The following is a 26,520-nucleotide window of genomic DNA, read 5'->3' as shown; positions in this document are numbered from 1 at the left end:
TTGATAAAATTAATGCTGCTATTTAGACTCGTTTATGTATCTTGCTGTTATTAAAATATGTTACATAGTGTTTTTTGAACAATACCTGAAATTGCCGCATTTTTTGAAAAAAGTACTCCAAAACAGAGATTTATGCAATTAAGACCGAATCAACGCCTGAAATTAGACGACAAGGACGATAAGCTATTCTATGCCTATCCCCGCTTCGTCACCCATGTGGATGAAGGATTTATTCAACAGCTAACGGATTTATACCGCGATCGCCTCAAACCCATACTTCGGCTACGCTCAGTACAAGACACCCGCATTCTTGATATGATGAGCAGTTGGGTGTCCCATCTACCAGAAGAGATGCAGTTTGACCATGTGGAAGGACACGGACTCAACGCTGAGGAATTAGCACGAAATCCCCGCTTAAATCATTATTTTGTGCAAAATCTTAACGAAAATCCGCAGCTACCTTTACCAGATGAAGATTTTGATGCTGTTCTCAATTGCGTATCTGTGCAGTATGTGCAATATCCAGAAGCAATATTTTCCGAAATTTACCGCATCTTGAAACCCGGTGGTGTCGCAATTATCAGCTTTTCTAACCGGATGTTTTTTGAAAAAGCAATTCAAGCTTGGCGCGAAGCTTCAGAACCACAGCGAGTAGAATTAGTCAAAGCTTACTTCGCCTCAGTTCCAGGATTTACAACCGCAGAAGTTATAGCTCATAAGTCAACATTACCGAATTTATTTCAGTGGTTGGGTGCAGCTGGAGGAGATCCATTTTATGCCGTTCTAGCTTACCGTAGTTAAATTCACTGGTACAGAACGGCGTAAATCCAGGTACTATCTCAGACAAGGGATAAAATCCCTTGTCTTAAAAACCCTTGTTATTTGTATATTCATAACCTGTATAAATGAATTATTGGCTAATGAAATCAGAGCCAGAAGCCTATAGCATTGTTGACCTTCAACAGCAAAGCCAGACTATCTGGGACGGTGTTCGCAACTATCAAGCTCGTAACTTTTTGCGCCAAATGGAGGAAGGAGACTTAGCTTTTTTCTATCATTCAAACACTAATTTTCCTGGTATTGCAGGTTTAATGCGTGTGGTCAAAAAAGATATTGCTGACCCAAGTCAGTTTGAGCCAGAAAGTAAATACTACGACCCAAAATCGACTTCCGAATCCCCTCGGTGGCAAACAGTTGTGGTAGAATTCATTGAGACTTTTTCAAACCCAATCTTGCTATCAATACTCAAAGAAAAGTTTAGCGATGAAGACTTAATGTTAGTGAGACAAGGAAATCGATTATCAGTTATGCCCGTTCCTGAAGCAGTGGCTTTGAAGATTCTGGCGATGAAAAGTCATAGTTTAAATAATTCGTAATTCGTAATTCGTAAAATATTTTTAAAGGAAGGTTGATTAACTGGCCATAATGCAATACATTTCAGATAAGACCAAAACACTTGTAGAGACGGCGATTTATCGCGTCTCAAAACCCACAATTTTGTACAAGTAGCGTTTAACCCAAGCGTATTGGGACATAATGTGATTTTTGCCTATTTATTTAGTTTATACCCATTGCCCAGGGTCTAATTGATAGTAACGTTGCAGTTGCTCATAAAGTGCCGGATGCTTAGACAACAATTGGTGCGGTTTTTCAAAGAATGTCTCAGTCGCTACGGCGAAAAATTCTGCGGGATTCGTTGCGCCATAGCTATGCATTACCGTCTTTGCGCCTTGTAGAACATCATTACAAAGTTGCTGATATTCTTCTGTCATCACCTTCGCCCATATAGTATAGTCTGAGTTGCTTTGCAGTATCGGAACTCCTTCAGCTTTACCATCTTCTTGATCCAATTGATGGGCAAATTCATGAAGCACAACGTTACGTCCATCGCTCCAGTTATCAATGTCGTGTTTCACCTGTTCCCAAGACAGTACTAATTGGTCATTTGTCCACGATTCTCCTAGTCTGGCCACACGCCTTTCTTCAACAACATATTTTCCAATGGAAGTCGTTTCTTTAACAAAATAAGCATTGGGATACACCAGAATTGAACGAAGTCTAGGGAAGTATTGCCCACGTTCATTTAATAAAACTAAACAGGCGACAGATGCAATGCTCAGTTTCATTTCCTCTGTCACCTGTAATCCTCTACAGCCAATAAATTGTTTTTCTGCTAAAAATACTTGAATATGTCCCTGAAGCCGTCTTATCTCATTGGGAGAGAGATACAAATAAATAGGAAGATTATTCTCAATAATCGCATTCCACAGTGGAGGAAAAGGACGGTATTTGAGACGGTTTCTTCGCCTTTTTACTAGAACGGGATTGATTAAAATCCCTGTGAGAATTAGCCCAATTATGAGAAAAGCAATTATTGTTTGAATCATTGACTTTTAAGTAATTTATATATTTAAGTCACTGACTTGTGTTTCTAATTTAGTCTCTTTTTTTGTTATAAAATAATCCTGTTCAATTAAAGATAATTGTAGTTGAGCTGTAGCTTGTTTCTCCGCAGTGGTACGAAGTGAAACCCAACAAATTCGCCGCGGAATTTTAGTCTATCAATTCTTCTTTAACCTCTTCTCTCTGTGTTCTCTGTGCCTCTGCGGTTAAATAAATTTACTTTTAAACCGCAGAGGCACAGAGGGCGCTGAGAAAAACAATCTTATTTTAGCAGTCACTTTAAAAGGGTTAGCCTTATAACTCTGACTCTACCCTCGCCACACTTAGGCGATGCAATAACAATTTATAAAAACTATATTTACTGCTATATATTACCGTTATTGGATCAGAATTATGCAAGATTGAACTTTGGTGGAAAGGGTTTTTTGAAGCCCTTGCTCAACTTTACTAATCAGTTTATCAAAAGCTTCTCGATCTGCTGTCAATTGTTCTTGAAGAACTTTCTCTAACTCAGGCTTTATTTGCTCACACATATCCTCGATTTTTTTATCACTCAAAAAACTAGAACGAACCCAACTAGGTACATCCACATTTGTCTTGATTACTTCTTGAACACTCTTGCGATTTAGCTCCATTCCTGCCGCCATCACCGAAGCCCCGTATACTAATGCAATAGGCCAGGTTAAATGTCCAGTTAGTATGAGAGTGATGATGCTAGCTACAGTACCTCCACCAATTACTATATTGACAATAAAGCCCACTGTCTCAGCCAGAATAGCATCTCCAATCCGTAACTCTGGATTAACAAAATTTGGGTCAATACTATCCTGGAACCTTAAGCTGCTTCTAGGTATCTGAAACTTTCGACAGATTGGATCGGTTTGTGCGGCTAAATCGGGTTGGATTTTATTGCTAAACCAAGAAGCGCATTGATGATTAATTATCTGCACAGCAATCTCGCTTTTGAGCCACTGTTCTGCCCGACTAATTAAAGATGTTTCCAAATCTGCTAAAGTCCGTATTTTGTTTTTTTGCCAATCTTTTAAAGCTGGTTTAACTGCGTTGACAATCAAGCCATCTGTCAAAGGCTTAGTTAATGATTCGATTAACTCCGGGATATGCTTTTCAATCAAACCTTTAAGCGTATTCGAGGTAAATAGTTTGTTGACTTCTTCCTTAAAAGCAGCAGCACGCAGATCCCATCGTCCTACTCGTGCTAATCCCAGTGCGATACACCGTTCCGGTTCTGGATCGGGGCGAAGCAGCGTTTCTGGTTCGGGAAACATTTCCTGGCAAAGCAAGTGCGTAAACTTCATGCGAGATGCACCGCCAGTCATCAGCAGAAGTTTCGGCACGATTCCAAGTTTTTCTAGCTTTTCTTTTGCCTCGGTTAAAGAGTCGGTAAACGATCGCACCCAACTATGATGTCCCAGTTCTGGTAAGGGCTGGTTTAAAATTTCCTCCATCAGCAATTTATTGACTTGAGGAATAAAATAAATCTGTTCGTTAATCGACTCGAAGCCACGCGCAAAGGATTCAGGATCGCTGTATAGCTGTTCATTAGAAAAGTAATCTTCTTTAGCTTTACGGCAAGCAAGTTCACAACGAGCTTGGTGATGGGGATATTCCTGAAATACTTTTTCGAGTAATGCTTTTTGCTCGTGGTTGGCAAGAGTCCGGGCAAAAATAGCTTTGTCAATTAGAGATGCACCTAAAGTATTACTCCCGAAATCTATGGGGATCTCTTCTAAGCTCTTAACCAGAGTAAAATCTGTGGTTGAAGAACCAATATCGACAATTAGCACCGATGCAACAAGTTTGTCATACTCCAGTTTCCCGGCTTCCTTGGCTTGCATGAAAGCAGCCCGCGATTCGGGTACAACATTTAGTTGGGGAATGCCAGCTTCTTGAAGTAGCTTTTGGTATTCGGTGCGATCGCTAACTGACCATCCTGAAGGGCAACCAATGTAAAAATAGCTACTTTCCCCACCTTCCAGTTGTTTACTTTCTTTCAAAAGGCGGTAGTAGGTTGCTACAAAAGTGCTAATTGTTTCCCGATATTTGGGATCGTTGTTGGGTTTTTGCTTGAATGAAATTGTCAGTTGGGTAACGCCAGCTTGAATTAATGCTTGTTCGCCGACTAGATAACCGAGTTTAGGATGCCAACCAAGGGCTGTAATTTGGTTCTTCTTGTTGTTAATCTCCAACATCTGGGGGGGGTCGATGCTTTCCACGATCGCTTTAGCTACAGCCGTTTCACCGTGCCCCAAATCAAAACCGATTGTTTCTAAAATTTCCATACCCTTATTGTCTATTATTCTCTAGAAGCGGAATATGCTGGCTCAATTACTCTACCGCGCCGAATCAAGCGATCGCCTTTCAACAAAGCCGGAGTTAGAGTTACGTGATCTTTGGTATCAGGGTCGATACTTGGCTCAAAGTCAAAATAATTGCGATCGCTGTGAGGGTCATTTGGTCGGTAAATTTGAGTGTTAATTCCCTGAGACATTAAAATCTGTGGCAGAAGTTTTGCAAGTTCATAAGCCATTTGGGGTTTATCAAGTTTAGATGCGCCCATTAGCCTTTGCAGAAAATTTAATAACTCTGGCAGTTCTTCTATTGCTAGATCGCCTTCATGTTTATTCCATTCTTCTACTCTAGCTACTGCTAGGTCGATAGTGTTGAGAGCATCACCAAGATGATCTAAAAATACCTTACTATCAACCCGGAGCAGAGGTTTAGGTAATTCCAATAGCTCTGAAGATATAGAATTTCGCTGATTATTTAAGTCGAGTTGAAGCACAACTTCTACCCCTAGAAGTATAGAGGTTAGTAAGATAGCCATCCACGCACCTGGGGTAGTTTTAGTTAAAGAGAATAACGAACCTAAGATGCCGATATAAATTAGTCCTTTTAGCAGTTTCAGGATTAATCTGGTGGAAAAAAGGTTTGTACTTGGGTTAGTAAATTGCTTTTGTTCTGTTGGAGCAATTTGAGAATAGTTAGCCGCAGCGAGAGTGGCGATGGACTGCCGCAGGGTATCTAGGAAAAATGAAGCTAGACGAACTTGAGCTAAATTAAGCTTTTCAATGTAAATTCTTTCGAGATTATCAAGTCGATTCTGAACCAACTTAACTATCTCCTCGATGTTGGTTGTGTTATCAATATCTGTCTGGAGTTGGTTGCGTTCTTCGCTAAAAAGTGAGGTGATTGTTTTCATTGCGTTGACTAAGACTTTAACGTTATTAATAGGAGTGAAATGAACAGACAACTGCTTATTTCAACCTGTAATCACATGATGACTGATGTAATTAATCTAGGTTGGTGATTCCAGCATTTTGTTAGTGGAAAATTACGCTCAATGTTATGTAGAAATCTTGTATATAGTTGAGATCGCACCTAAACTACTGATGAGGCAGGGCCTGTGGGGCGTTTAAAACCACCTATTGCCTAACCATTGATTGCAAATTACTTGCTAAGGAAGGAGGAGCAGAATGTTTATTTGTGTCATTGCAGACTACGGTACAGGAGATCCGGCATTTACAGAAGTCACACAACGTCTGCTGATGGCTTTTCCCCATGCCCAAATTCATTTGCTTTCGGTTCCAGCATTCAGTACCTTAGCAACGGGATTCTGGATTGCCCAACTAGGACTCAACCCTGGCCCTAGCGATCGCCTAATTTATCACAACTGTGCCCCTCGTCAGGATGATCCTGAAGCCCGTCGAGACAATGAAGGTGAAGGTTTAACTTATGCCCTTTTATCTAATGGTGTAAAAGTAGTAGGTGTAAATGCGGGCTACACCCTCTCCTTTATCAAAGACTATACAAAAGAGTTGCGAGTAGTGAACGTTTCTCGTGGTGGTTCGCAGTTTCGCTCACGGGATGTCTTTCCTCCAGCAGCGGCGGCCATTATGAATGAAGATTTTAGCCTTCTGGGAGATAGTCTTAAGAGTGAGCAAATCCCCGATGTTCCACCAGATCGAATTGCCTGGATTGATGGCTATGGCAACATCAAAACAACTATTGGGGCCCATACACTTAACTTGGAGCCTCAAAGCAAGATTGTGATTCGGATTGGAGATGTGGTTAGTGATGCAGTATATTCTGATGGCAGCTTCAAGGTATCTGAAGGAACTTTAGCCTTTGCTCCAGGTAGTTCCGGTTGGCCAACAGGCGATTCTGGGGAACCATTGCGCTTTTTAGAATTGTTTCTGCGAGGAGGGAGTGCTTGGGAGCGTTTTGGCCGTCCCCGTGTGAATCAGCAAGTAACTCGAATTGCCTAAATTAAATCTACTCCTCCACCACACCCTACAGATAAGCACTATCTATGTTTATCTGTAGGTATGGGTATTAGTGGTACTAACAATGACAATTGGAGTATGGGTATTAGGCGACCAACTTTGGGTAAAACAAGCAGCTTTACAAAGTTGTTTGCATCAGGAAAACGTACCTGTAATTTTGATCGAGTCACTGCGTCATGTTCAAGTCAGACCTTACCATCGGCAAAAGCTAGTCTTACTTTGGTCGGCAATGAGGCATTTTGCCCAAGAGTTGCGACAACTAAAATATTCAGTAACATACAAAATAGCTGAAGATTTTGAAACACCACTCCAAGAATGGATTAAGGAAAATCAAATTACTCAGTTGCGGGTGATGACACCGAATGATCTACCGTTCACCCAAATAATTCAAAGTTTAGAACTTCTTTGCACAATCACTTTGATTCCTAACAATCATTTTTTGTGGAGTACAGAAGAATTCAATAATTGGGCATCAGGTCGTAAGCGCCTATTAATGGAAGACTTTTATCGGGAAGGAAGGCGACGGTTCCAAATTTTAATGGAGAAGGATAAACCAGTCGGCGGAAAGTGGAATTTAGATAAAGAAAATCGTCAACCACCCAAAGGTAAATTAAATACACCACCTACACAATGGTTTGAATCAGATGAAATTACTCTTGATGTGATTGCTCAAGTTAATTCTCTCACTTGCCCAACTTATGGAGAAATAAAACCTTTTCGCTGGGGGATAAATCGTCAACAAGCACTTCAAGTATTAGACTGGTTTATTCAAAATCGTCTACCGCATTTTGGCCCCTACCAAGATGCAATGGTAACGGGAGAAGAAACAATGTGGCACGCGCTACTTTCTCCTTATTTGAATATTGGATTACTCCAACCAATGGAGGTAATTCAAGCCGTACAACAAGCATACTTTCAACAGCAATTGCCTTTAAATAGTGTGGAAGGTTTCATTCGTCAGGTGTTGGGTTGGCGAGAATATATGCACGGCATCTATCACTATGTAGATGCAGATTACTCAAATAAAAATTGGTTTAATCACACGCAACCACTACCCGATTTTTTCTGGACAGGTAGAACTGAAATGAATTGTCTACATCAGATTCTTACGCAAGTGGAACGCACTGGCTACGCTCATCATATTCAACGGCTAATGGTGTTGAGTAATTTTGCTTTGATTGCCGGACTTTCACCACAATCTGTAGAAAACTGGTTCCACGCAGTATTTATTGATGCTTATGACTGGGTAATGCAGACAAATGTCATTGGTATGGGTTTATTTGCTGATGGAGGTGTGTTGGCATCTAAACCCTATGCTGCTTCTGCTAACTATATAAATAAAATGAGTGACTATTGCAAAAGTTGTGTTTATAACCATAAGGAGCGTGTTGGTGAAAATGCTTGTCCGTTCAACTTCTTCTATTGGGATTTTCTTGACAGACATCGCCAACAACTAGAATCTCAAGGAAGGATGAGTTTTATTTTAAAAAATTTGGATAAAATGTCTCCTGAAGAATTACAGTCTATCCGTCAACAAGCCCAAGATTGGCACGTTCAGTCGTAGTGTATCGCAAGGTGTTCAAAGCCAGTCATTTACCAGTACAGGAGGATGCCTAAAATGACAAAAACAACGGAGAACACATTCGGTTCAGAGATGACTAATGAAGATTGGTTTAACTTAGGAAAATCTGATGTCTGGGCTGGAAAAGCCAAAGTGCCACCAGAACAAGATTCTCAAGCTGCTAGTATGTACGAACTGGGTTACTGCGAGGGAGAAATTAAACGTCCGCCAACTGAAATTAGGCAGTATCCCTTGTAGAGACGTTGTATTGCAACATCTCTACACACCAGGAAATCCCACCAATAACCTTAACTAAGCGGTAAGGAATAAGAGTTGCTGAGAGTTCTTGCTTAAGTGATGGCTTAGTTAAGAGAATTTAGCGTGATTTCATTCAACGACTGTTACTGAAGCCCCTTCAATTGATGGAGGGATACCGGGTAACTCAAGACAGTATCCAGCACCATACACTGTCTTGATATAGCGGGGGTGGCGGGGATCTGGTTCTAGCTTGGTTCTCAAGTGGCGAATATGGACTCGAATCGTTTCTATGTCATCATCGGGATCATAGCCCCAAACTTCTCTGAGGATTTCGCTAGGAGAAACTGTTTGACCGTGGCGTTGTAGTAAGCAGTGAAGTAGCTCAAATTCCAAATGAGTCAATTTCACCGTGTCATTGAACCATATTGCCTCAAATCTTTCGGGAACAAGGGTTAATGATCCATAGTTCAGAATCTCACTATGCTTTGCGGCTTGGGGAATGCGGTCAGTACGTCGCAAAAGTGCCCGCACCCGCGCCAGCAGTTCTTCAACTTCAAAAGGCTTGGTGAGGTAGTCATCTGCGCCAGCATTGAAGCCTTCCACCTTGTCCTGAGTTTGGCTCAAAGCCGTCAACATTAACACGGGAATCTCAGAGGTGCGATCGTCGCGGCGCAGACGTTGGCAAACTGTAAACCCATCTACTCTGGGCAACATTAAATCGAGCATGATCAAGTCTGGTTGAAGCTGGAGAGCCAGCGCTTGACCTTTGATGCCGTCTTCAGCTTGACTAACATCGTAGCCAGCCATTTCCAAGTTGACGGCAACTAGTTCTGAAATCGCTGGGTCATCGTCTATGACAAGAATCCTCGGCATTCTTAAAAATTATTACTACTTATTAAGGATAATTAACAACCTTTGATAGATACAAAGATTTTTGAAACGATTCTAAAAAAGTTTTTAAATCTTACATAAATATTAAGATTAAATGACTGTGAAATCAAGACTCAATTACATGAAATCTTATAGTCTATGATGTGTTATACTCCCCCCTACAATCCGTCTTGGTTTTTACAAAACGGTGTGATGATGACTGTATACACTGCTTTGTGGGGAAAACGTCACTGGCAAAATACTACTAAAGACCCAGAACCGTCTTATCACGAGAAAATCTTTGTTGGTGGCCAAGGTGTGCCAATTTTTGGCTTGGTTGCCATCCCGGAAAATGCCCATAGCACTATTATTGGCACTTACGGCATTACCGGAGAGTTAAAAACAGAATGGTTTTTGAGGGTGCTAGGGCGTAAAGCCTACGCTCAAGGATACGCTGTAGTGTTGTTTGATTGGCGGGCCCACGGGAAAACTGCCGAATTGTCGCCAACTCTCACCTCTGATGGTTTGTATGAGGGGGAAGATTTTGTTCGCATCGCCGCCGCAGCTAAGGCAATGGGATGTCCTGAGAAATTTTGGTTTACAGGGTTTTCTTTGGGAGGGCAATTGGCACTATGGGCAGTGAAGGTGGCTGGTGAGGTAATTAGGGAGTATGAAGATTTAGGACTAGAAGACAGCGATATTGGCGGTGGTATGGTGATTTGTCCGAGTTTGGATTCGGAGCGATCGCTATCTTATCTAGTTACAAAACCCTTTGGTCGATATTTGGAAGCAGGGATTGCCCAGAATTTAAAAAAACTAGCATGGCGAATTCATGATGCTCATCCTGGAAGCATTGACCCAGCATCGATTGAACGGGCGAATAGTATTTGGGGTTTTGATAACGAACTGGTAATTAACCGATTAGGTTTTTCTTCTGTAGAAGCATATTACCAAGCTAGTAGTGCTTTACAAATATTGCCGCAAATCTCAAAACCGACTTTGATTTTATATGCTGCTGATGACCCACTTTTTGACCCAGCCATCATACCGGAATTAAAGGAAGCTTGCGATCGCAATTCCGCAATAGATTTATTACTCACTCAGTACGGTGGTCATGTTGGCTATTTGAGCAGCAAAGACTGCCAGCGTCAAGTACAAGACTCCGATCCTTGGTGGGCATGGAATCGGATTTTACAGTGGTTGGAGCAACAGCGGAAAGAATAAGTAGGTTGGCGTAAATAACTACCAGTGGGATAAGACAGGGCAAGGGAAGAAGAGTTTTAGCTTTCTTTACCTTTCTTCACACATTTTGATTTTATTAGACTGGCTTACTTAATACTAAGATTTTTTTATTGAAATGAAGTCGATGAAAATACAAAAAATATTCATTAGAGCTAATAAATACTGGCTTAATATAAATTAATAAATGTTTCTAAAAAAGCACTTGTCAAGAAATCATGACATTAGTTCCAATCTAGATTATAGCTCTAACTTTTGCTTGCTGATATAAAAGTTGACTTGCTCAATAAACCCCACTCCACAATGAGAGTTTCTAAACCTTAATATGTAAGAATAACCAAAAAAATAGCACCAAACTTCTGTAGGATTTGCCCAAATTTCCGGTAATTATATCGGGATAGTAGGCTTATAAATTCTGGACAAAAAACTCCCATTGACTCTTTCAAAGGATAGGATTAATGTTGTGAGTAGTCCTTACAAGGACAACTCTTTATGCATCAAAAAATCAAGAGGTACTTCCTATGATGATGATGATGATGAATGAAACCATGACTGCCGAAATGCAAGCTTGTATGGAAGTTTGTATGGACTGTCATAAAATGTGCATGGAAACCATGACTTACTGCATGGCCAAAGGTGGTATGCAGATGAACAAGGACATGATGAGCATGATGAGCATGATGCGCGATTGCTCTGAAATGTGCATGATGTGCATGAATATGATGATGAGTGGTTCTGAGTTCATGGAACGCACTTGTATGCTCTGTGCTGAAATGTGCGATCGCACTGCAATGGCGTGTGAGATGATGAGCGATGACATGAAAATGATGGAATGTGCTGCTGCTTGCCGTAAGTGTGCAGAGTCTTGCAGAAGTATGCAGATGATGCCTGCTTAATTCTCCTAACTAGCAGAAGTCTCTCTGCAACCTAATATTCAAGCGCTCAGACTCTTTGGGGTCTGGGCGCTTGAAGTAAGATGATTTTGAATAATTTGCCATGTCCCGTATATTTCTGCGTTCACTCCATCAAAATCAAGCGCAGAGGATCTAAACGCACATACCAAGGAAAAGGTTGATCTTTCATAGTCACCCATTTTTCTTTGAAGACTTCAGCTTGCAAATGGTAATCTTGAGAATTCTTACCAGCAGAATGTAGTTTAAGAAATAATGTCATTCGGTGGGGCGTTTCACTTGTTCGTACTATCCAGCAGGGAAAGGTATTTTCCTGTGATGAGTCGTTGGTAAAAATGAACTGATGGGCACGAATACCGATGTGGGATAATTCACTCATGACTGGTTCAATGACTTGAAGAGTACAACCCCAATCAATCGCTTCTACCTTTTGTGATGACTGGAGAACAGCACGGGAGAAGTTTTTACATCCAGTAAGTTGAGCGACACTAACGGTAGCAGGATGCTGGAAAATATCGTATTTGCTGCCATGATGAACGGCTCTACCATGCTCCAATACTAATAGATTCGGACAAATTCGATAAGCTTCTTCCATATTATGGGTGACAAATAGAGTCACGCCTTGGTAGTCAGCAAGAGTTTCTGTCATTTGCTGCTCTAATTGACTACGTAAATGGGTGTCAAGTGCCGAGAACGGCTCATCTAAAAGCAATGCTTCCGGTTGACTTGCCAATGCTCTTGCCAAGGCTACCCGTTGTTGTTGACCTCCAGAAAGTTGGTGTGGATAGCGATCGCCTAATCCCTGCAACTGCATTGCTATTAGTTGCTCCTCTACCTGTACCCTAATACTTCCAGCCGATAGTTTTTTGGGCAAGCCGAAAGCAATATTTTGCGCCACACTCAAATGGGGAAACAGAGCATAATTCTGCACTAAAAAACCAATACGGCGATCGCGGCTGGGTAGATTAATTCCTTGTTCTGAGTCAAACAGTACTCTGTCATTTAAAACTATGCGTCCACTAGAGGGTGTTTCTATCCCCGCAAGGCAGCGCAAAATCATGCTCTTACCTGCTCCAGAACTCCCTAATAATCCCAAAGGTTGCTCATCAGAAGTAAAAGCAACTTTTAAATCAAAGCTAGTCAGGATTTTTTCAATGTTGACAAACAATCCACCAAATTCAAATCTAGAGTGCGGAGTATAAAGATTTTCTCCCCCTGCCTCCCCTGCTCCCTGCTCCCGTTCGGCTACGCTCACGGCAAGCCTGCTCCCTGCTCCCCTCTTCTTTTCCCTCAATTCTTGCCAGAAGTTAACCCCAATTATTCCAGATAGAGAAATCACCATAATTGCGATCGCCCAAAACCACGCCTCGTTCATTGCTCCCGCTTCCACAGCAAAATAAATTGCCATTGGGATTGTTTGCGTTTGTCCGGGAATATTACCAGCGAGCATTAAGGTTGCGCCGAATTCTCCCAAAGCACGGGCAAAAGCGAGCATGGTGGCAGCGACAATGCCGGGTAGCGCTAGGGGTAAACTGATGCGCCAAAAGATTGTAGTTTCGGTTGCACCAAGGGTTCTAGCTACTCGCAGCAAGTTGCCATCTATTTGTTCAAAGGCTCCTAGTGCAGTTTTATACATTAAAGGGAAAGAAACTACTGTGGCTGCGATCGCAGCCCCATACCAAGTAAAGACGATGGTGAAGTCAAAAGGCTGCATGAGTTTCCCTACAGGGCCATTTTTGCCAAACAATAGCAGCAGCAAGAAACCAACAACTGTAGGCGGTAAAATCAGGGGCGCAATAAAGATACCCTCAATCAACGATTTACCTTTGCCACGATATCCTAGCATCCAGTAGGCAGCAGCGATACCCAAGAAGAAGGTGATAAATGTAGCAAGTAATGAAGTTTTGAGTGATATCCAAAGAGGCGATAAATCCAATTGCATAGTTGTCTGGGGAAGAACTAGCTCAACTAATCCATAATTTACCAACTTTAGCTTCAATATGTTGGAAAAAGTTGGTAAACAACATCACAATCAAGAAAATCCCAAAAACTATCCAAACTTTAAACAAGATTCTCGTTCGGTCGAGTATGAAGTGTCGGGGTAGAAGTTGTACTTATCAAAACATCATCATGGAGAGTGTCAACCTCTCAGTTGTAAGTTTTCACTCTTCCCCCGCTCGATTAGGCTTATCCTTAAACTCGATTAATGCATATCAAAAATAAATAGCTGATTCACATCAAATAAAACTTCATATTATCTTTATGGATTATCTAGTAATTACTATTTAATCTTGTTAAATAGTAATTACTAGTCTTTTTAAAGACAAAAATCCTGTAATTATGTCTTAAAAATATTGTTCTTTTTTACTTCTTTAAAAAAATTTATATATAAAATATTTTTATTAACTCAATTAAAAATGTATCGTCATGTAATGCTAAATAAGCAATAAAAATTGTGAGTATACAATGATTATTTATTAACAAATAACTCTAGAATGAACACTAAATATCCACTAATATCTGACTGTCTCCTCAAATATTTCCCAGTAATTGAAACCGAAAAGTATATTCTCCGGCTTGCGTCTACTAAAGAAGAATTAGAATCTGTTTTTCGGTTGCGCTTTGAAATTTTTAATATCGAACTAGGCTTGAAATATTCTGATTCTAACTTTACCCAGATAGATCAAGATGAATTCGATACGGTTTGTCATCATTTGATACTCATCTTTAAGCCAACTGGTAAAATAGTTGGGAATTACCGAATGCAATCTTATACAATGGCTTCTCAAGCTTTGGGATTTAGTGCTGCTAAATATTTTAATATTAATGACATTCCTGATTCTATACTTCAGGAAACTGTAGAACTTGGGCGTGCATGTATAGCAAAAGAATACCGTAATATTCAGGCACTTTTATTACTCTGGAAGGGTCTAGCGAATTATCTTGTCTGGAGTGGAAACCAATATTTTTTGGGACGTGTAACATTTAAAACACAAAGTCCTCTACAAGCTCGTTGTGCTTATAATTATTTTCAGCAAAATAACTTGATGCATCCAAATATTTTGGTTTATCCAAACTCAGAATTTATTATAGAATTACCTCAACAATGTCCTAGATCATATAATAATGTTGAAATTCCGCATATTTTACAAGCATATTTTGCTTGTGGAGCAAAAATATGTAGCCTTCCATCTATTGGTCAATTTAAGTGTATTACTTTTCTAACCATATTTAAAAGTACAGATGTTCCTAGATACCAGTAAAAATTCGTCTGCTAAAATGCTCGGACTCAAAACAAAAAATAAAAGTTTATGAGCATTTCTTGTAAAAACAAAAGCACAACATTGTTGTGCTTTTGGAGATTATTTGTATTCAGTTAATTGTGACAATTAGAGAGTCTCTTAATTAGTCCAGTTGACTACTGTAGGCACTAAAACCATAAGCCAAAGTTTCTTTTAGAGCATCTGATGGCTTGAGACTTCTGTTGATAGCTTTAGCAAAAGGTACCGGAATCCCTTTAATGGTTTCCGGCAAAATTGCATACTCTTCTGTTGGTTCCACAATGTATTGTGGACACTTCGTTTGGATGCCAGCACTCGCTAACATCTCATTAATTTCAGCAGATGAATATTGCTTGAGATAAACTGGATTTCTCACAAATGGGTTCAGCTTTCTCACAAAATTATGGATAATATGAGAAGGACAAGACTTGTTATGGAAGGAATGATTAAAAACAAAAATACCACCAGGCTTTAACACACGAGATATATCAGCCAATAAACTTCTTAATTGTGCATCTGGGATGTGCATAAAGACACAGTTAGAAATTACCAAATCTATAGAATTATCTTCTAAAGGCAATATTTCAGCAGAAGTGCAAATCAAGTTAAATTCAGCTTCTGGGAAAAAATTATATTCTTGTTTAACCTTAATTAACCGCCGCAACAAAGGTTCAGAAATATCAATTCCATAATATTTTTCACATCTCAGATTTTTCGCTTTCGAGAGATGCAAAGGTGCGCGACCATAACCAGAACCAATCTCTAGAATAGAGCCAACAGATTTATTCAATGGAAATTTGTTCCAAGTACCTCCAGGTGTACCAGTTAGTAAAGTGTAATCTTGTTTGATGGGAGACGTATCTGCAAGTTTTTCAATTTTTTGGGAACCATAATATGTTTTACCAATTGCATCCCATGTTTTTTTATGTTGAGTATTATTCAATTGTTCATAGTCACTAGGAAAATAAATACCATCTCGTAATTCAAAGTCATTTAAACTGAATTTTGTATTTGCTAATTGAGTCATTAGGATTATTCCTCATGAATAGTCAAGTCTGTTTTCTGTTATACTCTTAACTCAGCATTAACCGCAAGGCATTTTTACTGAACTGCATCCCAAAGAAAAGCCTTATAGTAACAACCTGTCATCCGATCGGAACACAAGTTCGTATACATTAGTTGATGGACAGCAACAATCGGAGGCTGGTATGGTAGAAGGATCGCAACAAAAACGGGTGGTAGTTGTAGGCGCTGGTTGGGCTGGTTTAGGAGCAACCTACCATTTGGCAAAACAAGGCTATGATGTGACCCTTCTAGAAGCAGGCCCCTATCCAGGTGGATTGGTGGCAGGTTGGCAAACAGCCGCCGGAAAATCTGTTGAAGCTGGCATTCATGGCTTTTGGTATCCTTACAAAAATATTTTTTCCTTAATTAATCAATTAGAAATTAATCCTTTTACTACTTGGACTCGTTCTTCGCAATATTCGCCAGCAGGCTTGGAAGTTGAATCACCGATTTTTCAAGACTTACCGCGACTCCCATCCCCACTAGGAACTTTTCTATATACTCAGTTTAAACGATTGCCACTAATTGACCGTCTGAGCGCCCTGCCTTTACTGTATGCTGTTGTTGATTTTGATAATTCTGATGATGCTTGGCGGCGTTATGACTTTGTAACTGCTAGGGAATTGTTCAAAAACTTTAATGTTTCTGCACGGCTTTACCGCGAGGCTTTTGAACCAATGTTATTAGTGGGCTTGTTTGCCCCTGGTGAACAATGTTCGGCCGCAGCAACTTTAGGGATGCTTTACTTTTTTATTCTGGCTCATCAACCTGATTTTGATGTAGTTTGGTGTCGGGGAACTGTTGGAGAAAAGATATTTCGTCCTTGGGTGGAACAGATTGAAAAAGCTGGTGCGCGAGTGCTACCCAAGCGCCGAGTTACAGACTTAATTGTTGATAGCAATCATCGCGCCAAAGGTGTGGTTTGCGGTGATGAAATTTTTGATGCAGATGCCGTGATTTTTGCAGTTGGCATAACGGGGATGAAGAAAATTGTCTCAAATAGCCCTAGTTTACAAAGTCATGAAGAATTCCGTAATTTGAGCAATTTAGGAGGGATTGATGTTTTAGCAACGCGGCTATGGTTTGACCGCAAAATTGATATTCCACGTCCCTCTAATGCCTGCTTTGGATTCGACGCAAGTACAGGTTGGACGTTTTTTGATTTGAATGCCTTACATGACGAGTATCGGGATGAGCCAGGAACGGTGATTGAAGCTGATTTTTATCACGCGAATCAGTTTCTCAGTTTGAGTGATGAAGAGATTTTAGCAATAGTTCAGAGTTATTTAGCAACTTGTGTACCTGCCTTTGGGGAGGCAAAGATCGTTGATAGCAGTGTAATTCGGCTATCTCAGGCGGTGACTCACTTTGCACCTGGTAGCTATCGTTATATGTTGCCCGCGAAGACAAGTTTTGAAAATGTGTTTATGAGTGGGGATTGGGTTGTGAACCGTCATGGTTCCTGGTCACAGGAAAAGGCTTATGTTACTGGTTTGGAGGCGGCGAATTTGGTCGTGTCTTATTTAGGAGAAGGTCAGCCAGCCGAGATTTTACCTGTAGAAGAGGATGAAGCACATATCCAAGTGGCGCGATCGCTCAACCAAACTCTACGTGACTTGGGCAAATCTATCCTACCTGACTTTTGGTTGCCGTAATCCGTAGGTACGTGAAGAGCTAATCATTAATTGTAATCTAAATTCGGTAAGCTAAAGAAAGCTATTGCTATACCATCCTTCTAATGTAAATCAAATCACATAAGCTTATGGAGCCAGACTCTTTACAAACCGAGGTGATTCTGACGCATCCGCGTGAGTCACTCGGTAAAGTGCAACTTGATTGGACACCCCAACCCGGAAATTATCTCGATTTTGAAGGTAAAACTTATGCGGTTTTAGAACGCCGCCATAAATACCAACTCAAAGCTGGGCGCTACCGTTTACATAATATTGCTATTTATGTGCAGTCGGCTAAACGGCCATCTGAAAAAAGTTTGGTAGGTGGACGCTGGGTAGTTGGCGATGCCACCTGCTCTTACAATGCTCATTCAGAACTCATTCGCTGTGCAGTCAACCCAGATGGCCCTTGCGAATCTTGCCGTTTTTATGAAAAGTCTTAGGAGAGACGCGATTAATCGCATCTGTACAGGAGTTAGGAGCTAAAAGTTATTCTCCATAATCTCTTTTATCTCCTCCATCCCGGTCAACTACCCGCACCAAAAACTTCTCCCACAGTTAAGCGGGTACCATTCACAAAATCCCATCCCGACTGGGGACGTTTCCCAGCTAGCTGAACCTCTCGCAACAGCAACAAACCTTCCCCAGTTTGGACGATCGCTCCAATGCCTTTGGTAATGTTTACTACAACTCCTGGTTTGTTTGATACATTTGACAAATCAGGCAATTTATCAATTAATTCTTGTAATTCTGGTGGAAAATTGCCTAGACGCGGAGCGGCTTGTCGCCAGACATCACCTACAGAAGCAAGGGGAACCGAAGCGATGATTTTCAACAAATTGTTACGAAAGGTAGCGGTACAGTTAGGGTAAAAGCCTCTAATTTGATTGTGTAATTGCATCGCGCTTTTTGACCAATCCAAACCATAATTTTCTTTTTGAATTAGAGGTGCATAAGTAGCTGATAAATTATCTTGGGGTATTGGTTGAATTTCCTGGCGTTCCAACTTCAACAAAGTTTCCACCAATAAATCCCCACCGATCGCAGCTAGTCTTTCAGCTAAATCTTGAGTATTATCCAGTAATCCGATGGGTGTAGTGGCTATTTCTAGCATTGGCCCGGTATCCATCCCCACATCCATTAACATGGTTGTGATCCCCGTTTCCTTCTCACCGTTATACAAACACCACTGAATCGGCGCTGCACCACGATATTTAGGTAAAATCGAGCCATGCACATTAATACAGCCCAACTTGGGCATCTTTAATATTTTTGACGATAAAATCTGTCCATAAGCGACAACAACAAACACATCTGCGTTTAATTCTTTGAGTTTGGTTAAAATCTCAGTGTCCTTTTTTACCCGTTCGGGTTGCCATACTGCTAAGTTGTGGGCAGTAGCGATCGCTTTTACTGGTGAAGGAGTAAGTTTATTTCCACGCTCCCGGCGTTTATCTGGTTGAGTGACAACTGCCAACACATCAAATTTTGAATGATTCAATAACTTTTCCAACGTGGGTACAGCAAACTGTGGTGTACCAAAAAATACAATTTTCATTAATAATTACTTGTTAATCGTTAGTCATTAGTTAATGGTAAATAATCTTGGCTGTTTGGTGGTACAATATTTTTGTATTGAGTGAAACGAAAAGGCTGTTTGATTAACTTACATAGTTAACTTGACAAGTGTAACAGCTAATATAAGCTGCATCTGCCTTTAGTAAACCCTCTTCGTTTAGTGGTGTCTCGTCACGAGCCGCTAGAGCATCTACCAAGTTAGTTTTGTTGTGTTCCCGAAGGTTTACCCCAAATTGGCATTAAATGCAGTTGGGTTTGTAAAAAACTATTGCGTCTTCTAGCTATTTTGTAGTTGAGATTGCAATTTATAAATTTGGGTTGCTGACAGCAGTATTTTCTGAGTATGATTTATTATGCGTCTGCATTCCCCAGCTTTTCACGTAACACCTCACGTATACCATTGTGAGGGTTTGCGCTGTTATATTTAGTGTGTAACCTGACTTGTTGATTGTGTACTAGCTACAACTAGTACGATCCCCAATAATTTAAGTTATCTCATTTTTTGTTGCCAGCGTTATCGCCTCAAATATAACTTGAATATCCCTTGACTAATATCTGTTTTTGGTATTGTCGGGGATATCAACAGCAGGATTATATATCGTGTAGTAATTACTGAGTTCTCAGCGTGTTTACTATACTCGCATACTTTTGCAAAAAAATATTCAGTACCTGAGTAATAAAAGGTGTAGACAATGATACTTAATTTTTATAAGACTCAGCGAACTTTGAAGGAAATATCTCGTCAAAGTTTTTAGTTTCTTGTTATACATATAATTACTGCCTGCCCCATTGCTGCATAGGTATTGCTTCTCACATAGCAACCACCCCTCTAGAGAGTCTACAAATGCTTAAACCCCTTTTGCTGTCAGGATGGTTCCGCGCGCAACCATTTCTCAATTACGTTGTCGTTGTGATACTGATCGCACCCTTGCTAGGGGCATCGGCTCACTCGTTCCCTGTAAAATCCGAAGTAGCTAAACTAACTTCGAAGGTTGGAGATTCTGACTCTGTATCAAAGGAAATAGCTGTAGTTGGGGAACCTGAGATAGCTGAAATATCGAAAACAGATCAAATCGACTCTTTAACAGAAAAATTTGACTCTGTACCCACACAAAGTCCTGCTGTCCAGGAACCGCAAGTATTACCAGCAGATAAAATTGAGTCTTTTGCTCAAGCAGATAGTTATGGGTTAAACAACGATTTAACTGTTCCTGATACTTTGGCAGCAGTTGAACTTGCACCATTAACAGATGTTCCTGTTAGTCAGCTTAATCTAGTACAAAAGCTCAAAGCTGCTAATATCAAGTCTTTGAAAGGACAAGAAAAATCTCTCTCTAGAGAAAAGTCTTTTACTAAATCATTGACAGCAACTCAAGTAGCGCCAACTCTTAGAGAGTCACAACCAACTACAGCAACAGAAATACCTGTTTCTGAACCACGTGATGAGTCCCAAGCAGAACAAATAGATCCCATAGGTAGTCCTCATCCTATTCCTTGGAAATGGATTACAGCGACTCAAGAAGCAATTGGTTCTAACGGTGGTTCTGGAGTTCGTCACTACCGTAGCGTACCCGTGGTTTCTCCAGATGGTAAATATGCTGTTTATAGTCGCGTGCAACTAGAAGTAAAACCCGAAATGTACAACAGCCGTGTTACTAGCGTTCTGTTTGTCCAAGATATGCACACGAAGAAGTTGTGGGTAATGGCTTCAACTACTCCAGTTAGCGATCCTTTATTAAAAGTAAAAGCTCTAAAGGGTTCTTCGTCAGAAGAGGCTAATCCGAACGGTCAAATTGGGGTATTAGTTCCGGTTAGCTGGTCGGAAAAAGGCGATCGCTTTTTAGCACGCAAGTTTGAAGGGATATTTAACACAGGCGATTCTACTGATAGTGCAGTGATTTGGGATCGGCAAAAAAATCACGCTAATATAGTTGCTCCTGCTAATGAGCAAGATGAGCATGAGAAAATTGCCGTCTTGTTAGGTTGGAGTAAAAAGCAACCAGATCATGTACTATTCCGTGCAGGTGAATTGGGTGATGAAAACTGGCCGCTAATGCAAGTTGCTAATGATGGCAAGACTGTACCCACAACAGACGAAGATCAGCCGATTACTTTTGGCAAAAAAGTTACAGAGATTTGGGCAGGGCCACAAGTTGCTTACCGATAATTTATAGAATAATTTATCTACTCCCGTTGTCAGCAGTGACGACAACGGGAGATTTTTTTATATCCCGATTCTCATTTTAATGAGTACTTTCTATACTCAAAACTCCTATATTGACACGTTTGGGTGGGTGTCAATATAGGAGTTTATTTAATCCAAAACTTGGGACAACTCGTTACAATTGCAATAAAAATACTTAAGACTAAAACTATAAAGACTTATTTATCACCCCTTTCCCATTCAGGTATAGCCCCTTTCACCCTACGGATGGGCAAATTAGCAATTAAAGCTGTGGTTCGTTGGTTGCTTTCTAAGGAGAACTCCAAGCCCTCTGTCTCAATTTCGACATAGCGACAGACTACATCTAGGATTTCTTTCCGCATTTTTTCCAACGTTTGAGGATCTAAATCAGCGCGATCGTGAGCAATCACCAATTGCAGGCGACGTTTAACTTGAGTTCGACTGCTATCAGGGCCGCGAGAAAAAAGTTTTTCTAGAAGTTCAATCATTACGAATAGGTCTGGCGCGGAGACTAGAAAAGTAAGTTAAACAATCTTTGTCCACAACAACCTTCGTAGACGGGCGAAGATGCTGTCTTGGGATGAGTCGATCTCCAGAAATTCGACACTTTCTCCTTCTAATCTACGAGCAATGTTCTCAAAGGCTGTGGCGGCTAAAGAAGGATTTTCCGCTAACACTAAGGGTTCGCCGCGATTGGTAGATACAATAACACGCTCGTCGTCAGGGATTACCCCGATCAGGGGAATGGCGAGAAGTTCCTGAACATCTTGCACTGACATCATATCATTTGCCTGCACCATTGCGGGTCTGATGCGGTTAATTATTAAATGAACACGCTTGATACCTTGTGCTTCAAGTAACCCCACTACCCGGTCGGCATCACGAACTGAGGAAATTTCTGGCGTGCTGACAACTAGTGCTTCTTTGGCCGGGCCGATCGCATTTTTAAACCCATTTTCAATACCGGCGGGGCTATCAATGATCACGTACTGATACTTTTGCGCTAGAGCATTGACCAGTAACTTCATCTGTTCCGGTGTGACTGCATCTTTGGAACGATTTTGGGCTGCCGGTAGGAGTACAAGATTGGGTTGGCGTTTATCTTTCACCAAGGCTTGTTCTAAGCGACACTCTCTGGCCAAGACTTCCACCGCAGTATAGACAATGCGGTTCTCCAGCCCTAGCAGCAAATCCAAATTTCTCAGACCAAAATCCGCATCAACCAAGGCAACTTGACGACCCATTTTGGCTAAAGCCATGCCCAGATTTGCTGAAACTGTGGTTTTACCCACTCCTCCTTTACCGGAGGTAATCACTATAATGCGAGTCATGATAGAAATGCGGTCAATGAGGGTTCAGGAAATATAAAACCGTAAATTGAAGTATAAAGTATGAAGTATCGTATCAAGTATGAAGAAATATCTGGTCTCCCTGATTCGGGCGAGGATAAATATTTTTTTATTGCGGTGTCTGGCGACAAGCCTCTCCGCATCTACGCTCGGTGGAATGAAATCCACTTTGCTAGGGGAAAGGGATTAAAGTAGTGTATTCCATCTACATAAAAACCGCTATATTTCATCCTTCATATTCTTCATTTTTTAAGTAAATATTCAGGGCTACTGATTGCTCTTAGTAAATTGGTTTCTAGAAAAATCACTAGCCCTAGCGATGCGAATCCCTTGGGGCATAATATGTGCCACTTCTGGAGAAAATTGCGTCGGTAATTTTTCTGGTGCCCTAGCTACAGCATCTGCGATCCGCAATTGGGTAGGTTCCATTTGCAAAGCCATTATCAGACACTCACGATTGCCTCCGGCCCCAGCATGAGCAATTCCACGTAAACGACCCCAGATGATAATATCTCCATCTGCAATTACAATACCACCTGGGTTTACATCTCCCAAGATAATTACTGTACCAGGATGACGAATTTCTACTCCAGAGCGGACTGTTGTTTCTAGATAGAGGGCATCTGCCTGGGGTGTAGCTGTAGCTTCTGACCCTGTATTCAGGGAAGTTACAAGCTGCAATTGTTCTACAGAATACCCAGATGTTACGGCTGCGATCGCAGTTTGCCGACGACTCGTTGAGACAGATATTAGCCGCAGTTGGACTTCACTTAAAGCCTCGGCGAGTTCTTGGAGTTGCCTGGCATCTACTAGGCGGTCTTGTGCCATTAAATGTACGGGTGTATTTGCTATTCGGAAGCGATCGCCTGCATTCAAACGTTGCCTGATTTGTTGCCAAATATCAGACCAACTGAGTTCTGAGGCAGATACTTGAGATTCCGGGGGCAAAATTAATAACAGTCGTCCCTCCTTACTTCTTAACTGGACTTGAGTATTATCATTTACGCGATACCCTGATATTGCTGACTCATTTGGATTTGAATCAGTCAAGATAAAATCTGATGCGACATCAGTATTAGACTCTACATCTGGGTTAGCAGGATTTGGCTCTAAATCTGAGTTAACAGGATTAGACTCTAAGTCTGGGTTAGCAGCATTAGACTCTACATCCCCAACGATAGTATTTGATTTTAAATAAAGGAGGACGGATCTTAACTCCGCATCAGGGGGGATAGGATCTGACTCTACATCAGAAACAGTAGGATTTACCTCTACCTCCGAAAGGATAGAGTTTGATTCTGCATTAGGAAGTGCAGAATTTGACTTTAGATTGGGAATTGCAGAATCAGAAGTCATGCAGTACTAGCCAAAAGACAAGGGACACTCCGAATCATTACCAATATTAGATCAGTTGGAAAATCTAACAACACGATCAGACCAGAAAGTGCGGAGCATAGATTACTCCCTTTCCGCCATAAGATTACTTGTATCTTCACTTTGCGTTCCTTGCGATACCCTGTGGGTACTCCTTTAGAGAACTTTTAGAGTAGCCAATCCGCATCTACGTAAAAAATTATCTTCTAGCAGAAAGGCAGTAGTTCGGAATTATCATTATCTTCACTCAACACTCAAGATTGTTTAGTCAACCTCTGATAAATTGTCCCCAAGGCATCAGCATCACCAACGTTACCTGGAAACAGCACCACAGGCAAATCAGGAAACTGGGGATGATCGGATGGGGTTAACACCATTGAACAACCAGCTAAAATTTGACCGAGTAAGCGGGCTGAAGTTAAGGTTAGTCCAGTACTCAAGACATCATTTGAGGTAATGCCACCCTTGCTGATTAAGAATCCTATATCGGATGGTAAACCCCGCACAATATCCATCAATAAACTTGAAACTTTAGCCCCAAACTCCAATCGGGTGTTGACATCTTTAAAACTCATTTCCTGACGGCTAGTATAAACCACTGGTGTTTTACCCGCTTCGTGTGCCGCCTGTGTACTTTCTTTGATTTCAGTTAGCAGAACCGCAGATTGATTTGCATCATCAAGTAATCGCGCGACATTTACTTCAATTCCCACTGTTCCCTCTATTTGCAATAGCGCCTCTAACTGCTGAGTGGTCTTTTTCACATGGGAACCAACAATAACCGCACCTGGTTTGCCCTGGCGCACGTATTGCGCCATGTTTTCGGCAGCAATGGGTTGGGGTGGTAAAGCGGCTAAAGCCGTTAAAATACTTGCGCCACTACGAAACAGAAAGCGTTTCCCTTGACTTGCTGCTGCTAATATATCTACTGCAAAGCGGTTGAGATCGTCTTGAGTTTCACCATCGACGACAGCGCACTGATTACCACTCAGTTGTAACAAGCGTTCTAAACTACCAGCGCGAATATCAGCTAGGAGAAACCTTTCTACAGCTTCAGCACTAATGCGTCCTTGAGTCTTTTCTTCGACGTACTTGGGTAAGTAACTGTGATGGTAGCTGAAGACTGAATCACGGGCAAATTCGGTTTCATGGACTGGGGTGGGTACACCGCCAATCATCAAGTAATGCACGCTGTCGCGGGTGATACGCCCACCTTCAAAAAAGGCTGGAACAAGAAAATGAGCATCAAAGGGGCCAAGTTCTTGTGCGATCGCATCAGTTTCGATGGGATAATGCCCCCGCAAAGTAGAATCAGAACGGCTGACAATCAAAAAATCGTCAATTCCTTCAGCATTCAAAGCGATTTTTAGATTTTGGCAAACTTCTTTGGTGACAGATGTAGCTGACTCTGGCGTTAGCGATCTAGTGTTAGTCAGTACAAAGAAAATCGGCGAATCGTCCTGTAATCCACTGCGTAAAGTGTCCACATCCCAGTGCATTAGCAGCAAGCAGCTGTGGACTGTTTGAGAACCTGTAGGGTCATCATCCAGGACAATTATTTTTGGTTTGTTGCTCATTTAGGTCAACGGGGCGATTGTTTTGTGGGAAAGTATTGGGCGACTAGAAGTCGCTACTACACTAGCATTGTCCACCTCCGTGGACTAATGCAAAATCAATGGTTTTATAACCTGCGGAGGCAGGTTTTGTATTTCGACTCCGCTCAACACAAGTCTGTGTAGCCGCGACTTCTAGTCGCCCAAGGTTGACAAACATCCACTTAGCCTTTGTGCAATTTTCTGATTTCTGCTTGCACATCGATCGCAATTTGCAATGATTGATTTAGCAGTTGAGCATATTCGCCTGCTTGACTACTAACTTGTAAAGCTTGCAGACTGGCTAAATTATTCACAAATAACTCTTGGTTATTAGCAAGCAATTTTTTATTATCTCGCAAAATTCGTTCCGTTTTCAGAGCGCGGACTAAATCTTCTCTAATTAGTTGTAAGGCGGCGGTGACTTTATCTCGGTCATGGATACTGCTTTCTACGTTCCCTGATGCTGCCAATTGGTCATTAATATCTATAGCAGCAACCAGGTCATGATATTTATCAACTTCATCTAAAAGTATTGTCAGTCCTTCGGGACAGGTTAATTGTCGCCACAGCCATCGCCCTACTAATATCGGCATTGGCACTAAAATTAGTAAAAGAATTCCTAGTCGAATTGAAGAACCAATTGTTGGCAGAATAATAAACGCATAAACAAAGCCCACAATTATTGGCGTTAGCGCCAGCGTTACCAGCATTTCATTGATAAAAAACCCTAATCGCTTTTTGCCATCTCGCAGAACAGAAGGTCTAAAAACGTCTTCTGGATCAAACCCAGTCAAACGTCTTAGTTCCCCCTTACTAATTTCCAAGCCTATTAAGTCCGGCTGCACGGCTTCATACTCCTATGGAAACCCAAGTT

25 protein-coding genes are annotated in these 26,520 nt (G+C 41.2%); 12 read left to right on the top strand and 13 right to left on the bottom strand.

What is annotated here, in order from left to right; translation table 11 throughout:
• Window positions 1–132: 132 nt before the first annotated feature.
• Window positions 133–801, top strand: coding sequence for a class I SAM-dependent methyltransferase (locus NPUN_RS18530; protein ID WP_012410028.1), 669 nt, complete (start codon window positions 133–135; stop codon window positions 799–801).
• 104 nt (window positions 802–905) lie between these two features.
• Window positions 906–1,376: an EVE domain-containing protein gene (locus NPUN_RS18525; RefSeq protein ID WP_012410027.1), complete on the top strand. Its 471-nt coding sequence runs from the start codon at window positions 906–908 to the stop codon at window positions 1,374–1,376.
• Between the two features lie 186 nt (window positions 1,377–1,562).
• Here NPUN_RS18525 and NPUN_RS18520 read toward each other — a convergent pair whose 3' ends face one another.
• The 3 genes from NPUN_RS18520 to NPUN_RS18510 all read right to left on the bottom strand — a co-directional run bounded on the left by NPUN_RS18520 (window position 1,563) and on the right by NPUN_RS18510 (window position 5,623).
• Window positions 1,563–2,387, bottom strand: a complete 825-nt coding sequence (locus NPUN_RS18520; RefSeq protein WP_012410026.1) for a M90 family metallopeptidase — start codon at window positions 2,385–2,387, stop codon at window positions 1,563–1,565.
• Window positions 2,388–2,780: 393 nt separating this feature from the next.
• Window positions 2,781–4,703: an Hsp70 family protein gene (locus tag NPUN_RS18515; RefSeq protein ID WP_012410025.1), complete on the bottom strand. Its 1,923-nt coding sequence runs from the start codon at window positions 4,701–4,703 to the stop codon at window positions 2,781–2,783.
• A gap of 14 nt (window positions 4,704–4,717) precedes the next feature.
• Window positions 4,718–5,623, bottom strand: coding sequence for a hypothetical protein (locus NPUN_RS18510; RefSeq protein ID WP_041565505.1), 906 nt, complete (start codon window positions 5,621–5,623; stop codon window positions 4,718–4,720).
• Window positions 5,624–5,897: 274 nt separating this feature from the next.
• On the opposite strand from NPUN_RS18510, the gene NPUN_RS18505 reads away from it, so the two are divergent.
• From NPUN_RS18505 to NPUN_RS18495, 3 genes are all read left to right on the top strand, one after another.
• The gene (locus tag NPUN_RS18505) at window positions 5,898–6,689 is read left to right on the top strand and encodes an SAM hydrolase/SAM-dependent halogenase family protein (RefSeq protein WP_012410023.1); all 792 of its coding nucleotides are present in this window, start codon (window positions 5,898–5,900) and stop codon (window positions 6,687–6,689) included.
• Between the two features lie 82 nt (window positions 6,690–6,771).
• Window positions 6,772–8,271, top strand: coding sequence for a cryptochrome/photolyase family protein (locus NPUN_RS18500; protein WP_041565504.1), 1,500 nt, complete (start codon window positions 6,772–6,774; stop codon window positions 8,269–8,271).
• Window positions 8,272–8,325: 54 nt separating this feature from the next.
• Window positions 8,326–8,526: a hypothetical protein gene (locus NPUN_RS18495; protein ID WP_012410021.1), complete on the top strand. Its 201-nt coding sequence runs from the start codon at window positions 8,326–8,328 to the stop codon at window positions 8,524–8,526.
• A gap of 129 nt (window positions 8,527–8,655) precedes the next feature.
• Here the strand turns inward: NPUN_RS18495 and NPUN_RS18490 are convergent, their stop codons facing one another.
• The gene (locus NPUN_RS18490) at window positions 8,656–9,399 is read right to left on the bottom strand and encodes a response regulator transcription factor (protein ID WP_012410020.1); all 744 of its coding nucleotides are present in this window, start codon (window positions 9,397–9,399) and stop codon (window positions 8,656–8,658) included.
• 156 nt (window positions 9,400–9,555) lie between these two features.
• Between NPUN_RS18490 and NPUN_RS18485 the strand changes: the two genes are divergently transcribed.
• Together NPUN_RS18485 and NPUN_RS18480 are read left to right on the top strand one after the other, a co-directional pair.
• A complete protein-coding gene (locus NPUN_RS18485) occupies window positions 9,556–10,620 on the top strand; it encodes a YheT family hydrolase (RefSeq protein ID WP_012410019.1) in 1,065 nt (354 codons plus the stop codon).
• 539 nt (window positions 10,621–11,159) lie between these two features.
• Complete coding sequence (locus tag NPUN_RS18480; RefSeq protein ID WP_041566276.1) at window positions 11,160–11,531, top strand: four-helix bundle copper-binding protein; 372 nt, start codon at window positions 11,160–11,162, stop codon at window positions 11,529–11,531.
• Window positions 11,532–11,652: 121 nt separating this feature from the next.
• On the opposite strand, the gene modB is transcribed toward NPUN_RS18480, so the two are convergent.
• Window positions 11,653–13,488, bottom strand: a complete 1,836-nt coding sequence (gene modB / locus NPUN_RS18475; protein WP_012410017.1) for a molybdate ABC transporter permease subunit — start codon at window positions 13,486–13,488, stop codon at window positions 11,653–11,655.
• Window positions 13,489–14,041: 553 nt separating this feature from the next.
• On the opposite strand from modB, the gene NPUN_RS18470 reads away from it, so the two are divergent.
• Complete coding sequence (locus NPUN_RS18470; RefSeq protein WP_012410016.1) at window positions 14,042–14,809, top strand: GNAT family N-acetyltransferase; 768 nt, start codon at window positions 14,042–14,044, stop codon at window positions 14,807–14,809.
• A 142-nt stretch (window positions 14,810–14,951) separates the two neighbouring features.
• Here NPUN_RS18470 and NPUN_RS18465 read toward each other — a convergent pair whose 3' ends face one another.
• Window positions 14,952–15,854 carry a class I SAM-dependent methyltransferase gene (locus NPUN_RS18465; RefSeq protein ID WP_012410015.1) on the bottom strand — a complete coding sequence of 301 codons (903 nt, stop codon included), beginning with the start codon at window positions 15,852–15,854 and terminating at the stop codon, window positions 14,952–14,954.
• A gap of 181 nt (window positions 15,855–16,035) precedes the next feature.
• Here NPUN_RS18465 and NPUN_RS18460 point away from each other — a divergent pair, with 181 nt between their 5' ends.
• Both NPUN_RS18460 and NPUN_RS18455 read left to right on the top strand, forming a co-directional pair.
• Window positions 16,036–17,547: a hydroxysqualene dehydroxylase gene (locus tag NPUN_RS18460; RefSeq protein ID WP_012410014.1), complete on the top strand. Its 1,512-nt coding sequence runs from the start codon at window positions 16,036–16,038 to the stop codon at window positions 17,545–17,547.
• Between the two features lie 107 nt (window positions 17,548–17,654).
• Entirely contained in the window at window positions 17,655–18,008 is a 354-nt protein-coding gene (locus tag NPUN_RS18455; RefSeq protein ID WP_012410013.1) for a DUF6464 family protein, read from the top strand.
• 83 nt (window positions 18,009–18,091) lie between these two features.
• Here NPUN_RS18455 and fmt read toward each other — a convergent pair whose 3' ends face one another.
• Entirely contained in the window at window positions 18,092–19,123 is a 1,032-nt protein-coding gene (gene fmt / locus NPUN_RS18450) for a methionyl-tRNA formyltransferase (RefSeq protein WP_012410012.1), read from the bottom strand.
• 864 nt (window positions 19,124–19,987) lie between these two features.
• Here fmt and NPUN_RS18445 point away from each other — a divergent pair.
• The gene (locus NPUN_RS18445; protein ID WP_012410011.1) at window positions 19,988–21,310 is read left to right on the top strand and encodes a hypothetical protein; all 1,323 of its coding nucleotides are present in this window, start codon (window positions 19,988–19,990) and stop codon (window positions 21,308–21,310) included.
• Between the two features lie 215 nt (window positions 21,311–21,525).
• Here the strand turns inward: NPUN_RS18445 and minE are convergent, their stop codons facing one another.
• Together minE and minD are read right to left on the bottom strand one after the other, a co-directional pair.
• The gene (gene minE / locus NPUN_RS18440; protein WP_012410010.1) at window positions 21,526–21,816 is read right to left on the bottom strand and encodes a cell division topological specificity factor MinE; all 291 of its coding nucleotides are present in this window, start codon (window positions 21,814–21,816) and stop codon (window positions 21,526–21,528) included.
• Window positions 21,817–21,852: 36 nt separating this feature from the next.
• Window positions 21,853–22,659, bottom strand: a complete 807-nt coding sequence (gene minD / locus NPUN_RS18435) for a septum site-determining protein MinD (protein ID WP_012410009.1) — start codon at window positions 22,657–22,659, stop codon at window positions 21,853–21,855.
• A gap of 60 nt (window positions 22,660–22,719) precedes the next feature.
• On the opposite strand from minD, the gene NPUN_RS42025 reads away from it, so the two are divergent.
• Window positions 22,720–22,872 (top strand): hypothetical protein, encoded by a 153-nt coding sequence (locus NPUN_RS42025; RefSeq protein WP_167315648.1) that lies wholly within the window; start codon window positions 22,720–22,722, stop codon window positions 22,870–22,872.
• A 72-nt stretch (window positions 22,873–22,944) separates the two neighbouring features.
• Here the strand turns inward: NPUN_RS42025 and minC are convergent, their stop codons facing one another.
• The 4 genes from minC to NPUN_RS18420 form a co-directional block, all read right to left on the bottom strand.
• Window positions 22,945–24,033 (bottom strand): septum site-determining protein MinC, encoded by a 1,089-nt coding sequence (minC, locus tag NPUN_RS18430; protein WP_012410008.1) that lies wholly within the window; start codon window positions 24,031–24,033, stop codon window positions 22,945–22,947.
• A 272-nt stretch (window positions 24,034–24,305) separates the two neighbouring features.
• Window positions 24,306–25,628: a four-carbon acid sugar kinase family protein gene (locus NPUN_RS18425; RefSeq protein ID WP_012410007.1), complete on the bottom strand. Its 1,323-nt coding sequence runs from the start codon at window positions 25,626–25,628 to the stop codon at window positions 24,306–24,308.
• A gap of 61 nt (window positions 25,629–25,689) precedes the next feature.
• Entirely contained in the window at window positions 25,690–25,824 is a 135-nt protein-coding gene (locus NPUN_RS44160; protein WP_272913920.1) for a hypothetical protein, read from the bottom strand.
• A 4-nt stretch (window positions 25,825–25,828) separates the two neighbouring features.
• Window positions 25,829–26,491 carry a hypothetical protein gene (locus tag NPUN_RS18420; protein ID WP_012410006.1) on the bottom strand — a complete coding sequence of 221 codons (663 nt, stop codon included), beginning with the start codon at window positions 26,489–26,491 and terminating at the stop codon, window positions 25,829–25,831.
• Window positions 26,492–26,520 lie beyond the last annotated feature (29 nt).

The organism is Nostoc punctiforme PCC 73102 (genome assembly GCF_000020025.1).
GTDB classification, from domain to species: Bacteria; Cyanobacteriota; Cyanobacteriia; order Cyanobacteriales; family Nostocaceae; genus Nostoc; species Nostoc punctiforme.
Note: the sequence above shows the minus strand (reverse complement) of the source record. Positions and strands in the feature narration are given on the sequence as shown.

Coding starts and splice junctions, on each gene's coding strand:
- NPUN_RS18530 (WP_012410028.1), top strand. CDS start 133: ATGCAATTAAGACCGAATCAACGCCTGAAATTAGACGACAAGGACGAT.
- NPUN_RS18525 (WP_012410027.1), top strand. CDS start 906: ATGAATTATTGGCTAATGAAATCAGAGCCAGAAGCCTATAGCATTGTT.
- NPUN_RS18520 (WP_012410026.1), bottom strand. CDS start 2,387: ATGATTCAAACAATAATTGCTTTTCTCATAATTGGGCTAATTCTCACA.
- NPUN_RS18515 (WP_012410025.1), bottom strand. CDS start 4,703: ATGGAAATTTTAGAAACAATCGGTTTTGATTTGGGGCACGGTGAAACG.
- NPUN_RS18510 (WP_041565505.1), bottom strand. CDS start 5,623: ATGAAAACAATCACCTCACTTTTTAGCGAAGAACGCAACCAACTCCAG.
- NPUN_RS18505 (WP_012410023.1), top strand. CDS start 5,898: ATGTTTATTTGTGTCATTGCAGACTACGGTACAGGAGATCCGGCATTT.
- NPUN_RS18500 (WP_041565504.1), top strand. CDS start 6,772: ATGACAATTGGAGTATGGGTATTAGGCGACCAACTTTGGGTAAAACAA.
- NPUN_RS18495 (WP_012410021.1), top strand. CDS start 8,326: ATGACAAAAACAACGGAGAACACATTCGGTTCAGAGATGACTAATGAA.
- NPUN_RS18490 (WP_012410020.1), bottom strand. CDS start 9,399: ATGCCGAGGATTCTTGTCATAGACGATGACCCAGCGATTTCAGAACTA.
- NPUN_RS18485 (WP_012410019.1), top strand. CDS start 9,556: ATGATGTGTTATACTCCCCCCTACAATCCGTCTTGGTTTTTACAAAAC.
- NPUN_RS18480 (WP_041566276.1), top strand. CDS start 11,160: ATGATGATGATGATGAATGAAACCATGACTGCCGAAATGCAAGCTTGT.
- modB (WP_012410017.1), bottom strand. CDS start 13,488: ATGCAATTGGATTTATCGCCTCTTTGGATATCACTCAAAACTTCATTA.
- NPUN_RS18470 (WP_012410016.1), top strand. CDS start 14,042: ATGAACACTAAATATCCACTAATATCTGACTGTCTCCTCAAATATTTC.
- NPUN_RS18465 (WP_012410015.1), bottom strand. CDS start 15,854: ATGACTCAATTAGCAAATACAAAATTCAGTTTAAATGACTTTGAATTA.
- NPUN_RS18460 (WP_012410014.1), top strand. CDS start 16,036: ATGGTAGAAGGATCGCAACAAAAACGGGTGGTAGTTGTAGGCGCTGGT.
- NPUN_RS18455 (WP_012410013.1), top strand. CDS start 17,655: ATGGAGCCAGACTCTTTACAAACCGAGGTGATTCTGACGCATCCGCGT.
- fmt (WP_012410012.1), bottom strand. CDS start 19,123: ATGAAAATTGTATTTTTTGGTACACCACAGTTTGCTGTACCCACGTTG.
- NPUN_RS18445 (WP_012410011.1), top strand. CDS start 19,988: ATGCTTAAACCCCTTTTGCTGTCAGGATGGTTCCGCGCGCAACCATTT.
- minE (WP_012410010.1), bottom strand. CDS start 21,816: ATGATTGAACTTCTAGAAAAACTTTTTTCTCGCGGCCCTGATAGCAGT.
- minD (WP_012410009.1), bottom strand. CDS start 22,659: ATGACTCGCATTATAGTGATTACCTCCGGTAAAGGAGGAGTGGGTAAA.
- NPUN_RS42025 (WP_167315648.1), top strand. CDS start 22,720: ATGAAGTATCGTATCAAGTATGAAGAAATATCTGGTCTCCCTGATTCG.
- minC (WP_012410008.1), bottom strand. CDS start 24,033: ATGACTTCTGATTCTGCAATTCCCAATCTAAAGTCAAATTCTGCACTT.
- NPUN_RS18425 (WP_012410007.1), bottom strand. CDS start 25,628: ATGAGCAACAAACCAAAAATAATTGTCCTGGATGATGACCCTACAGGT.
- NPUN_RS44160 (WP_272913920.1), bottom strand. CDS start 25,824: ATGTTTGTCAACCTTGGGCGACTAGAAGTCGCGGCTACACAGACTTGT.